The organism is Enterococcus mundtii, from assembly GCF_002947535.1.
Lineage (GTDB): Bacteria > Bacillota > Bacilli > Lactobacillales > Enterococcaceae > Enterococcus_B > Enterococcus_B mundtii_B.
Genome location: NZ_PUAP01000034.1, coordinates 81,542 through 95,937, shown reverse-complemented (window position 1 = coordinate 95,937; position 14,396 = coordinate 81,542). Strand labels below are relative to the sequence as shown.

General features: G+C 38.5%; 11 protein-coding genes. All 11 read left to right on the top strand.

Annotated elements, in window-relative coordinates; all coding sequences use genetic code 11:
* The first annotated feature begins 39 nt into the window (after positions 1 to 39).
* The 11 genes from CUS89_RS11750 (at position 40) to CUS89_RS11695 (ending at position 14,385) form a co-directional block, all read left to right on the top strand.
* On the top strand, positions 40 to 654 hold the full coding sequence (locus CUS89_RS11750) for a ThuA domain-containing protein (RefSeq protein WP_258082419.1): 615 nt from the start codon (positions 40 to 42) through the stop codon (positions 652 to 654).
* A 93-nt stretch (positions 655 to 747) separates the two neighbouring features.
* On the top strand, positions 748 to 2,397 hold the full coding sequence (locus CUS89_RS11745) for a MutS-related protein (protein WP_104872264.1): 1,650 nt from the start codon (positions 748 to 750) through the stop codon (positions 2,395 to 2,397).
* Between the two features lie 316 nt (positions 2,398 to 2,713).
* Entirely contained in the window at positions 2,714 to 3,655 is a 942-nt protein-coding gene (locus CUS89_RS11740; protein ID WP_104872263.1) for an ABC transporter ATP-binding protein, read from the top strand.
* Positions 3,648 to 4,418, top strand: coding sequence for an ABC transporter permease (locus tag CUS89_RS11735; RefSeq protein WP_071866502.1), 771 nt, complete (start codon positions 3,648 to 3,650; stop codon positions 4,416 to 4,418). The genes CUS89_RS11740 and CUS89_RS11735 overlap by 8 nt, the downstream gene beginning before the upstream one ends.
* 437 nt (positions 4,419 to 4,855) lie before the next feature.
* Complete coding sequence (locus CUS89_RS11725) at positions 4,856 to 5,821, top strand: tRNA dihydrouridine synthase (RefSeq protein WP_104872262.1); 966 nt, start codon at positions 4,856 to 4,858, stop codon at positions 5,819 to 5,821.
* A gap of 337 nt (positions 5,822 to 6,158) precedes the next feature.
* Positions 6,159 to 7,649 (top strand): phytoene desaturase family protein, encoded by a 1,491-nt coding sequence (locus tag CUS89_RS11720; protein WP_104872261.1) that lies wholly within the window; start codon positions 6,159 to 6,161, stop codon positions 7,647 to 7,649.
* Positions 7,636 to 8,532, top strand: a complete 897-nt coding sequence (locus CUS89_RS11715; protein ID WP_104872260.1) for a phytoene/squalene synthase family protein — start codon at positions 7,636 to 7,638, stop codon at positions 8,530 to 8,532. The genes CUS89_RS11720 and CUS89_RS11715 overlap by 14 nt, the downstream gene beginning before the upstream one ends.
* 363 nt (positions 8,533 to 8,895) lie before the next feature.
* Entirely contained in the window at positions 8,896 to 9,780 is an 885-nt protein-coding gene (locus tag CUS89_RS11710; protein ID WP_104872259.1) for an Rgg/GadR/MutR family transcriptional regulator, read from the top strand.
* 149 nt (positions 9,781 to 9,929) lie between these two features.
* On the top strand, positions 9,930 to 10,223 hold the full coding sequence (locus CUS89_RS11705) for a WXG100 family type VII secretion target (protein WP_019722716.1): 294 nt from the start codon (positions 9,930 to 9,932) through the stop codon (positions 10,221 to 10,223).
* Positions 10,224 to 10,496: 273 nt separating this feature from the next.
* A complete protein-coding gene (esaA, locus tag CUS89_RS11700; RefSeq protein ID WP_104872258.1) occupies positions 10,497 to 13,886 on the top strand; it encodes a type VII secretion protein EsaA in 3,390 nt (1,129 codons plus the stop codon).
* Between the two features lie 13 nt (positions 13,887 to 13,899).
* Positions 13,900 to 14,385 carry a hypothetical protein gene (locus CUS89_RS11695; protein WP_104872257.1) on the top strand — a complete coding sequence of 162 codons (486 nt, stop codon included), beginning with the start codon at positions 13,900 to 13,902 and terminating at the stop codon, positions 14,383 to 14,385.
* Positions 14,386 to 14,396 lie beyond the last annotated feature (11 nt).

The following is a 14,396-nucleotide window of genomic DNA, read 5'->3' as shown; positions in this document are numbered from 1 at the left end:
GAGTACCTAAGTGAAAGAAGTGTGTTCCTAGTGAAAAAAATGATCACGTTGTTAGGCGATTTTTACCATCCGCATGATCCGTTAGTCAACTATTTTCAGGGGATCGCTAAGCACTTCCCACAAGAAATAGGAATGGTTGACCTTAGGATCGATCAATTCGCTACAGCGTTACAAGAGCAACCGGATTTGGTGCTCCTTTCAAAGGAAAACCGGTTAGCGCCTGAAACAAATGACGCTTTTTGGTTGGATGACACATACGATCAGTTGATCACCGAGTATGTAGCAGGTGGTGGAAGCTTGATTGCACATCATTCAGGACTTTCTAACTACCCGATCCACGCTGCTTTTAGTGAGATGTTGCGGGGGCGCTTCGTTCATCATCCTAAACCTACAGAAGTAACCTATCGAGAACCAAATGGTAAGTCTTATAAAATATGGGACGAACACTATTTCACTGAGGTAGCTATAGGAGAAACGGAAGTTCTTATGCACAGCTATTCTCAATATGGGGAAGCTATCGCTGCTTGGCGACATCTGTATGGTAAAGGTAAAGTTTTTTGTATGACTCCTGCACATTTTTCAGAAGGATTGCAACATGAAGGAAGTCAAAAGGTACTTTTCGATGGAATTAATTGGTGTCTAGAACCAACATGAATACGGTGAAAAAGAAGGATAGTTTTTTTATAACTCCATTTATGTTTCCAATCAGTGCTATACTTAAAGTATTCAATAGATTGGAGAAAATTTATGAGTCAAACAGAATTTATCATGCTCCTGATCGTCGGTATCATTGGGATCTTAATTGTCTTAGAAATCAATTCGCGAAAAAAATTAAGAGCAGATGTCCGTTACAAATGGGGAAAGCTTCCATATCAAGTACGATTTGATAAGGAGGAGAGCTTAAAAGAAGCTTGGCAGACAGAAAAAAAGTTTCGCACGTGGGACAGTGAAGTCGATGATTTGACTTGGTATGACCTAGATATGTTTGAAGTATTCGAAACGGTCAATCATACGTATTCAAGTGTGGGTTCAGAAGCGCTTTATCAGCGGCTGCGTAATTTTGATTTTGGACAAGATCAGCGTCTAGAAAAGTTGATTACTTTCTACCAAGAAAATCCTAAGTTGAGAGAAGAAATCCAATATCAATTTGCACGACTTGGAAAAAAAGACCGGAATTTTGCCAAACAATACTTAGCAGATGGCAAAAGCAAGAGAATTGGTCATATTGGGCTATTTGCCTTTTTAGGCATGTTACCACTCATTGGTTTAGGCTTGTTTTTACTTGGACAAGTGATCGGCATTTATATCGCGATCATTAGTGTGTTATTCAATACGGTTTATTACTTGATAAAAAAGCAAACGCTCGAAACAGAACTGAATAGTATGGGCTATCTTGTTTCTACGATTTCTGCGGCGAAAAAAATAGCTATGTTTGCCACACCGTTACAAGCAGAGTTACAACAAAATGTTCAGCCTTTAAAAGAAATCCCTAAGTTCGGTTTTTCATTTCGAGTTAAAAATGGCTCAGAAGCGGAGTTGTTTTTTGACTATTTGAATATGATGTTCATGTTGCCATTTATTTCGTATCATTTTGTCATTAGTCGATTGGAAAAGAAAACGGAACAAGCGATCGAATTATGGCAATTACTCGGAGAGTTAGAAGTAGCTGCGGCAGTGTTGAATTATCGCATCTACATGCCCTATTCTTGTCAACCAGTCTTTGCAGAAGGCGGGATCATGGCAGAGGATACGTATCACCCTCTGATTGCAGAGGCAGTCGTCAATCCCATCGATTGGCAACAGAACACATTGGTCACAGGATCGAATGCTTCAGGAAAATCGACGTACGTCAAAAGTATTGCCATCAACTGTATCTTAGCGCAAACGATCCAAACTACTTTAGCCGAATCTTTCACGATCCAACCCGGTCATGTCTTGACCTCGATGGCGATCGAAGATAATTTATTTGAAGGCGATAGTTACTTTGTTTCAGAAATCAAATCGATCAAGCGTTTATTACAGCAAGTGGAAACAAAAGAACGTTGCTATTGCTTTGTCGATGAGATCTTGAAAGGGACAAATACGATTGAACGGATCGCGTCTTCGGCAGCTATCGTGAATTGGTTGAGTGATTACCCTTCTTTAGCCTTTGTCGCAACACATGATATCGAACTGACAGAGATCTTGAAAAAAGATTGTGCCAATGTCCATTTTGAAGAGCAAGTGACTCCTGAGAAAGGGATCAGTTTTGATTTTAAATTAAAACAAGGACCTGCTAAGACAAGAAATGCCATCGCATTATTAGATGTGCTGAAGTATCCTACAGCAATCGTGAAAGAGGCACAAGCAGAAGCTGCCTTTTTTGATCAACATCGCCAATGGCGGGTAGTGGAGTAAGAAATAAGCCCAAGCTAAAGGTATTTAGTCAAAAACCATCATTGATAATGAAAACCACAGAGACGACAGAATTATTTTCTGGAAGGACTTGTGGTTTTTTCATTTTCATCTTACTGTATGGAGCTTAACGGCTTTCTCACAACCTAGATAAACGGTGTTCGAAAGCCAACTCCTTCAATAGTAAGTCAAAAATTGAAAAAATATGAGAAACTATTTTCTCAATTTCCGCCTTACTATTCGGAGCTTAACGGCTTTCTCACAACCTCTTTACATGCTAAAATAGTAAATCAGACAAAATAAGGAGAGTTAGTAAAAAATGACATATGCTCTTGAGATAAATGAGTTAAGAAAAATATACGGGACAGGTGTGGAAGCACTCCGAGGCATCGATCTGACGGTTGAAGAAGGAGATTTTTATGCACTATTGGGACCAAATGGCGCAGGGAAATCAACAACGATCGGGATCATCACTTCATTAGTGAACAAGACATCGGGAAAAGTGAAAGTATTTGGCTATGACTTGGATACAGATTTAGTACGAGCAAAACAACAAATCGGCTTAGTGCCCCAAGAATTCAACTTCAATCCGTTTGAAACAGTGCAACAAATCGTCGTGAATCAGGCGGGTTACTATGGCGTGTCCCGTAATGAAGCATTGAAACGTAGTGAAAAATATCTTAAACAATCTAATTTGTGGGAGAAACGCAATGTTCGTGCGCGGATGCTTTCAGGTGGGATGAAGCGACGATTGATGATTGCCCGTGCATTGATGCACGAACCCAAATTATTGATTCTTGATGAACCCACAGCTGGTGTCGATATTGAATTAAGACGAGAAATGTGGGAATTTCTACGTGAATTGAATAATGCAGGAACAACGATCATTTTGACGACTCATTATTTAGAAGAAGCAGAAATGCTTTGTCGAAATATTGGGATCATCCAATCGGGTGAGCTGATTGAGAATACTTCTATGAAAGCCTTGCTTTCCAAATTACAGTTTGAAACGTTTATCTTTGACTTAGCACCTTATGATAAAAAGCCAGAGATCATTGGCTATACAAGTGTCTTAGAAGATGAACGCACACTTGCGGTTGAAGTGGAGCGTGATCAAGGAGTGAATGGGATCTTTGAACAGTTAAGTGCGCAAGGGATCAAAGTCTTGTCTATGCGCAATAAATCCAATCGCTTAGAAGAACTTTTCTTGAAAATTACGGAAGAAACTTATCATATGGAGGCAACGAAGAAAAATGTTTAATCTTTATTTTACTGCATTAAAAAGTTTAGCAATCAAAGAAACCAATCGTTATATGCGTATCTGGGTACAAACGTTAGTACCACCAGTGATCACTACGTCTTTGTATTTTATCATCTTCGGGAAAATGATCGGTGGTCGAATCGGTGATATGGGCGGCTTCTCCTACATGGAATTTATCGTTCCAGGGTTGATCATGATGTCTGCTATCACAAGCTCTTATTCAAATGTTTCTTCTTCGTTCTTTTCACAAAAATTCCAAAAGAATATCGAAGAGATTTTAGTTGCGCCTGTACCAACACATGTCATCATCTGGGGATTTGTGATTGGTGGATTAGGACGGAGTGTCTTAGTCGGTGCATTAGTCACCATGATCTCTCTATTTTTTGTGCCATTACATGTCTATTCATGGACGATCGTTGTATTAACACTATTGATGACCGCTATCTTATTCTCTCTTGCCGGTTTGATCAATGGGATTTTCGCCCAATCTTATGATGACGTGTCCATTGTACCAACGTTTGTGTTACAACCTTTGACTTATCTTGGTGGGGTGTTCTATTCAATTTCGATGTTACCACCAATTTGGCAAGCCATCTCAAAAGTAAATCCAATTGTTTATATGATCTCAAGTTTCCGTTATGGTTTCTTAGGCACAACAGATGTGCCAATTGTCATTTCGATTGCGATCCTTGTACTGTTCATCGTTGTACTTTACTCAACGTGTTGGTACTTGATCAATAAAGGTAGAGGGTTAAGAAGTTAATGAACGAGGCAAGCCAACTCCTTCAATAGTAAGGGGAAAATTGAAAAAATATGAGAAGCTATTTTCCCAATTTCCCCCTTAATATTCGGAGCTGACCGGCTTTCTCACAACCTAGATAAACGGTGTTCAAAAAGCTGACCTTCAACATTAAGCTAAAAAATGGCAAAATATGAAAAGCTATTTTACCATTTTCTATCTTACTGCTCAGGTCAAAACACTTTTCTCACAACCTCTGATAAACGGTGTTCAAGGAGCAACACTTCGGACATAAGCCAGAAAAATCAAAAATGAAACAGCCATTTTCGATTTTCCTGGCTTATGCCTTAGTGCTGATCGCTCCTTTCACAACCTCTACTTTGCTTCTTTTTCTTTTTCCTTGTATAATGGCAACAATGTTTTTGATGGAACTTTTTATATAGCGAAATGGAGTGTACTTGATGAAGAATAATTTTTGGGCTGAACTCCCTACGCCCTTTTTTGTATTAGCACCGATGGAAGATGTGACAGATGTGGTTTTTCGCCATGTTGTCCAAAAAGCTGGTGCGCCGGATGTGTATTTCACCGAATTTACTAATTCAGATAGTTTTTGTCATCCAGATGGCAAAGAGAGTGTTAAAGGACGTTTGACATTTACTGAAGATGAACAGCCGATGGTGGCACATATCTGGGGGGATAAACCGGAATTTTTTAGAGAGATGAGTATTCAATTAGCTGAGATGGGTTTTAAAGGAATAGACCTCAATATGGGTTGTCCGGTACCGAATGTGGCAGAACGTGGGAAAGGTAGTGGTTTGATCCTACGCCCTGAAGTTGTGGCAGAATTGATCGAAGCTGCAAAAGCTGGAGGCTTACCGGTAAGTGTAAAAACACGTATTGGGTACACAGAGCAAGCTGAAATGGTTGATTGGATCAGTCATTTACTAAAGCAAGATATCGCGAATCTTTCTGTTCATTTACGAACACGCAAAGAAATGAGTAAAGTTGCGGCACATTGGGAGCTGATTCCTGAAGTCGTTGCCTTGCGTGACCAAATTGCCCCACAAACGAAGTTGACGATCAATGGTGATATCCCTGACCGCCAGACAGGACTTGAATTAGCGGAAAAATATGGTGTAGATGGCATCATGATCGGTCGAGGTATTTTTAAAAATCCATTTGCCTTTGAAAAAGAACCAAGAGAGCATTCAGCAGAAGAACTTATTGACTTACTGCGCTTGCAACTAGATTTACAAGACCACTATGCAAAAGAGATCCCACGTTCGATCACAGGCTTACATCGTTTCTTCAAAATCTACGTCAAAGGATTTCCAGGAGCCAACGATTTGCGTGTGCAATTGATGAACACGAAATCCACTGATGAAGTTCGGGCACGTTTAGATGAATTTCAACATAAAACTGAATAAACAGTTGAGGTTGTGACAAAAGTAATCAACCAAAAAAGCTGTGACATCTAAAAATATGGAAATATTTTTGGATGTTACGGCTTTTTTTTAATGAATTGACTTAAGGCTGTTTATTCGGTTTTGGGAAACAAGGGGTATTTAGATTCTATATTTCATATGTAAATAATACTGAGTGAAAAATGATAAAAAATGAATTGAAAACAAAGAAAAATGAAGAAAATTTAATGTAACATATGTTATTTGAGCGTTTTATTTTATGACAAAACAAATTTAATGATATCCTAAAATTTATCAGATGATAAAAATTTATAGAACAAGAATTGAGTAGGTGGATGTCATGAAAAAAGTCATTGTAACAGGTGCAGGAGTTGCGGGATTAAGTGCAGCTGTACGCTTGCAAAAATTAGGCTATGAAGTAACATTGTACGAAAAAGAAAGTGGCCCTGGCGGCAAGATGAACCAAATCAAAAAAGATGGGTTCACGTTTGATGTGGGACCAACGATCGTGATGATGCCTGAAATCTATCGCGAAGTATTTGAATTTTGTGGAAAAAATCCGGATGATTACATTCCGATGGAAAAAGTCGATCCTATGTTGAAGCTCTATTTCAATAAAGAAGAACCAATCGAATTTTCAAATGATCTCATCGAATTGACCAAAACGCTCGAAGCGATTTCCCAAGAAGATGCGCAAGGCTATTATGCGTTTCTAGCGGATATCTACAAGCGTTATAACATAGCCAAAGAAGCATTTATTACTAAATCCTTTCGTGGTTTTTGGGATTTCTATAATCCTAAATCACTGTGGGCAGGAATTCGTCTAAGGACCTTTAGTGATGCGTATTCATCGATCGCTAAATTTGTCAAAGATGAACGTTTGCGAAAATCATTGGCGTTCCAAACCCTATACATCGGTGTTTCCCCATATCAAGGTCCATCGTTATACACGATTATCCCGATGATCGAACTTTTCTATGGGGTTCATTTTATCAAAGGAGGTATGTATACTTTAGCAACCTCGCTAGCCAACTTACTAGAAGAATTAGGTGGAACGATCCATTACAATACACCCGTTGATGAATTGATCATTGAAGATAAAGTGGCAAAAGGTGTTCGAATCGGACAGGAACGAATAGAAGCAGATGCGGTCGTTTGTGGTGCTGATTTCCCTTATGCGATGAAAGAGTTGATCCCTGATGAAAAGAATCGTGGAAAATATACGAATAAGAAAATCGATAAGATGGAATACTCTTGTTCTTGTTTCTTACTCTATTTAGGTTTAGATAAAAAATATCCAGGGGATTATCTCCATAGTATCTACTTCGCAGATGATTTCAAACGAAATATTGATGACTTGTTTGAAGATGGTCGTTTACCTGAAGATCCGTCCTTTTATCTATACCGTCCTACGATCATGGATGAATCATTGGCCCCAGAAAACCATGAAGGATTATATGTGTTAGTACCAGTTCCAGAACTTTCAAAATATGAAGATTGGTCAGAAGCGAAAGTCCAAGAATACCGCCAAAAAGTATTGACATTATTAAAAGAAAAAACGGACTTTACTGATATTGAAGAGCATATCGTTTCAGAAAGTTTTTATACACCAAAAGACTTTGAAAAACATTTCAATGCCTATAATGGTGCAACATTTGGGTTGAAACCAACCTTAAAACAAAGTAACTATTATCGACCTCATAATAAATTTGCTTCTGCTGAAAATCTTTATTTCTGTGGCAGCAGTACACATCCCGGAGCTGGTGTACCAATCGTGATGCAAAGTGCTAAGCTTGCGGTAGAGGAGTTGGTTAAAGATGACAAAAACTAATCAGGAACTGTTTGAAAAACACGCAGACGATTTTGCCTATTGTGAAACTGTGATAAAAAAATATTCAAAATCGTTTTACGCAGCGTTTTCTCAACTTCCTGAAGAAAAAGCAAAAAGTGTCTATGCCATTTATGCCTTTTGTCGCTTGGCAGATGATACCGTTGACTTAGCGCATAGTGAGGAAGAATTGTTGGCATTAAAACACCAACTAGATGCTTTCTCAATGGGTAAAATTCCTGATGAACCTATTTGGCGTGCCTTGTCGGTTGTTTTTTCCGTTTATCCTATGACCCTATCTCCGTTCTACGACATGATCGCAGGACAAAAGCAAGATTTAGTCTTTACACAACCAGAAACATTGGCTGACTTAGAAGAATATTGTTACTATGTTGCAGGTAGTGTCGGCTTGATGTTGTTACCTTTATTATCCGATCAAGCAGAACAAATCCAGTCGCCGGCAAAACGATTGGGTGAAGCGATGCAACTCACGAATATTTTACGAGATATCGGTGAAGATAATAAAATGGGACGAATTTATTTACCAAAGGAAATGATGCGTGCCCATGGTGTGACCGAAGCTATGTTACAAGGAGTTAAACCTACGAAGTCACTGATTGAGCTATGGGAAGCGGTGGCCAATGAGGCGGAAAAAAAATATGACGATTCTTTTGCGATGCTGCCATTTATTGACCGGAATTGTCAACTCGCATTGACCGCTGCTGCAATGATCTATAAAGAGCAATTAAGCGTAATCAGAGAAAATAAATATTTAATGTTAGATCGTAAAAACTATGTCAGTCAGATAAGAAAAATCCAACTGCTGAGAAAAGCAAAAAAATATGTAGAAACCTTAATAAATAGTCCACAGCAATCAACATTGTAATTGGTATGATAGCATTGATGATCTGATGCATCATAGAACGGAATGAGCACTCGCAGAAAGTAACGTTGCGAGTGCTCATTCTTTTTTTATCATGACATTTTGAACAGAAAATACATTGATTATTCCATCATTATCGCTCTTATAAATAACGTCAATGTTTTTCTATTATGTTTTTTTGTATTTGTTAGTAAAGTCTTTATATTTAAAAACAATAGTTATTATAAATAAATGTAATATTCAAACGAGAATGATGGTAAGATTATAATAAACGGGGATTTTTAGCTTTATCAAATTTCAATCATAGAAGCTCTTTCTGAGAATCATTGAGTTCAAGTTTCAGTGAAAGAGGTCAGGAGTGAAAAAATGGAAGTATGGGAAATCGTTGAATTTGTCAGAAAGCAAAAAGGAATAACGATCGCAGAACTTTGCGGAGAGGAAGCTAGTCGTTCGGTTTACAAACGTTTTATTCAAAATAAAGCAGATACGACAGTCAGTAAGTTGACTTATTTTTTGAAAAAACTAAATTTGGACTACGATGAATTGCAGCTATTTAATTTTCCAAATGATTTATCCGAGGTCAATCGATTGATGCAAGAAGCGGTAGTCGCTTTTGAAAAAAAAGATAGTCTAGAGTTACATAGTATTATCAAGTTGTATGAAACAGAAGAACCTAGTACACAAAGGGAACGTCATCTGATCAGTCTTTGTCGTTTGATGATTGCTCAATTAAAAGAGGAAAAAATCGATGTGCTATCTTCAGAGGTTTATCAGTATTTAATGAAGGCGCAAACATGGACTCGCTACGAAATTTTTTTGTTTACTAACTGTATGTATGCGTTCCATCCTAAATTTATCGATTTGATTTTAGAAAAGTCGTTTCTTAGTTTGGCGGTCTACGAAGAAAACCGCAGCGGGCAAAGTGAGACATTTCGCATGTTGGCGAATGGCCTCATTCTATTTATTAAAAATCAGGATCTCCGCTTGGTTTGGAAATATGGGGCGAAGTTAGAAGAGTATTTCCTTGAAGAAGAACTATACTATGAGCGTAACTTGCAACTGTTTTTACAAGGCGTCTGGTATATGATCAAGGGAAATGAAAAAGGAAAGTCTCACGTGAAAAACGCATTAGCAGTCAGTTGCTACTTGGATTCAAAGCAACAATATCAAAAAAAATACGAACTGTTACGCTTCGTGGAGCAGGCTTATCACGTTGATTTTGAACTCAAGAATGAGCACCCACCCACCTAGTGATCGTAAGCTATCTTAAAATAACTAATCCTATACGAAAAGAATTGTGCGTATACGACGAAGATCAACCTTATTCGGCGTATTTTATTTTGACCGGTTGAAAATCAAGTATGATTAACTGGTCAAAAAAAATTTTAGGAGGTTACACAATGGCAGGAGTAATTGCAGTCACACCCGAACAACTGAAGTCACAAGCACAGGTTTATTCACAGGCAGCATCTCAGATTCAAGAAGCGATCCGCAAAGTAAATTCAATGAACCAACAAATCAGCCAACAGTGGAAAGGACAAGCATTTCAAGCTTATTTAGAACAATACAACCAGTTAGAAGGTAATGTCCGCCAAATGGAAGAACTTCTTGAAAGTATCAATCAACAGCTGAACAAGTATGCTGATACGGTTGCAGAACGCGATCGTCAAGATGCCGGTTCGTTTGGATTTTAACTTGATGTTTAAACAGAAACAAAAAGTCAGTTTGCTAGGTTTTCTTAAACTGATCACATGTGCACCAAAACACAATGTGCAACAAAGCATCTCAGCTATAGCCTAAAAAGAGGATATGACAGAAGTGCACATCGCCATGAAATAAGCGTCAAAATCCGAAATCAGCTAGCTATTTTTGGATTTTGACGCTTATTTTTAAAGGGACTGTTTACAGCATTTATTCAGGTACAAGTGACTTCTAACCTAAGCCCTTTTTCGGAGGAGGAGAACAATGTGAAAAATAAAATGAAGCAAAAGCAGCCATTTATTCTTGCAATCTTCGCAAGTTTATCTTTGCTTCTTTTCTTTGCGTATATTGGATTCAAAGAAGAAAGTATCATCACGAGTACAGCTAGTCCGACGACAAAAATGCAATATGTCTTGGTGAATGAAGACCGGGGAGCAGATTTTGAAGGTCAGCAGTACTTGTTAGGAACCGATTTTGTGACACTGATCAATAAAGATTCCACCAATCGTTGGGAAACGACGACGCGCAATATTGCAACAGCAGGGCTCGAGAACGGTCAATTCGATGCCAAAATCATTATCCCTCAAGATTTTTCGGAAAGACTATTATCTTTACAAAGCATCAATCCAGAAAAAGCAGTCATCGAATATCAAGTGCGGGATGGGCAAAATGAAATAACCAACCAAATGATTGAAGAACAAGTGAATCAGATCTTAACAAACTTCAATCAGCGTGTGGTGCAAATGTATTTCTCCAGTATTGTAGGAAATCTTTCTGAAGCACAACAAAACGTGAACAGAATGACGAATACACATAGTAACTATCAGCAAAACCTAGAAAATACGATCTACCAGCCATTCAAAAATATTCCCGACAATTATGCTAGTGTATTAGACACGACCAGTATCTTAGATACAACAAACAGTACATTCAAGGCGCAGCAACAAGCCTTTGTCGATTCCGTACAATCTCTTTTGGAGCGCAATAATACCAGCTTAGAAGAAACACACAGTGAGACAGAAAATGTTCAAGAGACGATTGTTGACTACACAAAAGAAGCGAATGAAAAAATCACTGAAGCAATCGATCAATTCAATCAACAAGTTGCCTTACAAAAAAATCAGTTAACCGCTCAGTGGGAGAACGCAACGGTTGACTATAGAAACCAACACGACTTGTTCAATGATGCGATTTTAGCTCAGTTCAGCAATTTTTATACCCCAAATGAACAAAATAGTTTCGGTATTTATTGGGATTTCTTGACTCAGGCAACAGCGTTTCAAACCAATCAACAAACACGCATTGAAGAGATCCAACAACAAATTACGGAATTGGAAAGTCAGGTAGAACAATTAGAACATTTAAAAAATCAAATTGCCAATGCGTATTATAATGATCCGACAAGTACACCGGAAACTGCGACAGAAACTCAAGTCAAAAACGCGATCATCAAGTTGATGACAAATCAAAGTAATGAACCCAAATTAGATGGGGCATATCAATCAGTAATAGAGCAGGCGTTGCCCCAAATCCCAGTTGACAGTTTGGCTCAATTATTAGCTGAATTGCAAAATCAAGCAGTGATCAGTCAGGATCAGGCTGCAATTTTCAATGATGAGCTAGCGATTGTTACACGTTATGCCAATGATTTTGATCGACCAATCGGAAGTGAGGCTTCTTTTGCTTATCTTGAACCGAAAGAGCAACATGAAGCAATTATTCCTTTACCAACAATCTACCAACAGATGTCAATCGAGTTAAATCAAGACACGTTTCTCTTGATACAAACAGAAGATGAGCAGCAAGGGATGATCATTTTTGAGCCAACACATGATTTTACAGAAATGGAAAATCAATTGAATCAGTTACTGGCACCCTACAACTATGAAACAGCGATCCGAGTAGATACAAACCATTCATTAACAATCGTACAGCCTTGGCCCATTGAGCCGGAGGAGGAGACAGAAGAAGAGGAGCACAAGCATGTAAAATATCCTTCATTACCAGATAAATTGACCTTTGAAGCCGGGATTCCTTTGAATTGGCAGTTGAATCCAGAACAGCAGACTACGTCATATAATCAAATGTTTTACACATGGATGATCAATGGACACGTACAACAAACGAGAGAATTCTCAGTCTATCTTCCGATGGATCAGCCATTGATCGATGATGTGCCACAAATTCTGACACAGTTCCAACTATTGAGTACCACGGCACAACAAATCGTCACGCTATTTGGCACACCTCACCATTCTATAACGATACCCGCATACCGACAGATGATCGATCAACCAGAAAACATGGAGAAATCCCTCATTGAATTAGCTGATCCACGTTCGATTTATTGGCTATACAACAATCTTCAAGAAAGCGATAAACCCTCTATGGTAAGCGAACAATTGTATCAGGAATATAAGAAAACTGGTGATCAATTGTATAACGATACTGAGAATCAAATCATAGCCTTACAAGCAGTCATTGGTTCTGCAGGGACGAGAGAGACAGAGGAGCTAAAGCCAACCTTGTACGGTACATTGCAACTGATGACACTACCACAAACATTTATAGAAGAAGCTGATAAACTAAATCACTGGTTTACTTCTGCGAATCAACAGATCCATGCAGTATACGACAGTTGGCAGCAAACGGCACAAATAGAAGCAGAATCCGTCATCACAGAAGAAAACCCACATCCCAAAGAAAATGAATATACAATGATCGAAACTCGAACAGGCAATCTGATCGAAACGATGCAAGGATTGATGGAAAGTTCGAAAACAGCTGCTGAAGTTACCGGTCAATCTGCGGCAGAAGTAACTGATATCGCTCCGACGATCGATCAGCTAAAAGAATCGACCGTTGAAGTACAAGAGAATGCTACCACTATTTTAAGTAATCTAAGTACCTCTCTTGATGAATCGTCACAAACTATTTCTGAAAATCAAACATACGCAGAAGCATTTAGTGGCGTCCTGTCCAACACAAGGAATGGAGGGGCAGATAATCCCCAGGTCTTTAATTTTCTAGCAAGTCCGATTTTAGGACAAGGGAGTTTTGGTCAAACAAGACAAAGCTCATTGACTCCTTACTACGTGACATTGATCGGTGGCTTAACGATTTTATTAGTATCTTTCCAATTATCTAGCGTGATGAAAAAACGTGTAGTGACTTCTGCCGATTTGTTGGTCACACCGAACCGTATATGGAAAAACGTGCCAAATATGGTGGCGGTACTCAGCGTAACGTCAGTTCTGTCACTTATTTACAGCACTTTAACAACTCTAGTATCAGGTGCTGCGCATTCTTTTATTTGGTTCATTTATGCGTTTTTAGTCTTTGCTAGTGGTCAATTGATTCTTTTAGGATTCATGCGTCAATTCAAAAAACTCACGTTGTATTTATATGGCGGGATTTTCGGGTTGTTCTTCATGTTGACTCCACTGCTAGGCGTAGCGATCAAAAACGGTTCGTTAACGGAATGGCTCTATCGTTTGTCCCCTTTACAGAATATTCAAAACGGGTTTACTGTGTTGATGAATGAGGGTGTCATCGGTTGGGGAAGTTATTTAATACTCGTTTTCTTCCTTATATTTGGAGTGATATTGAATTTTATTGTCCGTCCAGAAGAGAAAAAAGAACGGTCAAATGAATAAACGGAGGCAGCAAATGGTTCAGAAAAAAATAGAAGGGCTTCTCTTTTTGTTGGTACTTTTACTATGTTTAAGTATCCCGCATCTCACAGTTTTTGCAGGCACACTCACTATCAATAACCATGTGATCTACCAAGAAAGAGAAGGCATCGAAGACCATGAAACAACATTTGTAGTACACGATTTATTTTTAGAAGATAAAACAAAATTAGATCAAGAGCGTGTCCAACAAGAAAGGCAACAAATCTCTATGGCTCAGAACTTAGTTTTTGTGTCAAAAGCAACCACTCAGCCCCAGGTCTTTGAACAAACAATTATCCCCCAACTATTCAAAGAAGAGCAAATGGCTGTAGGACATCAGTTGTCAGATAACCCAAATCACACAAGTATTCAGGGGAGAATTGTTCTGTGGATTTTACTTCTACTAGGAAGTATCTTACTGACTGTTGGGGGCACCTATTTTGGGAAAAAGTTTTCACAACAGAAATACAAAAATGATTAAAGGACTGTTGT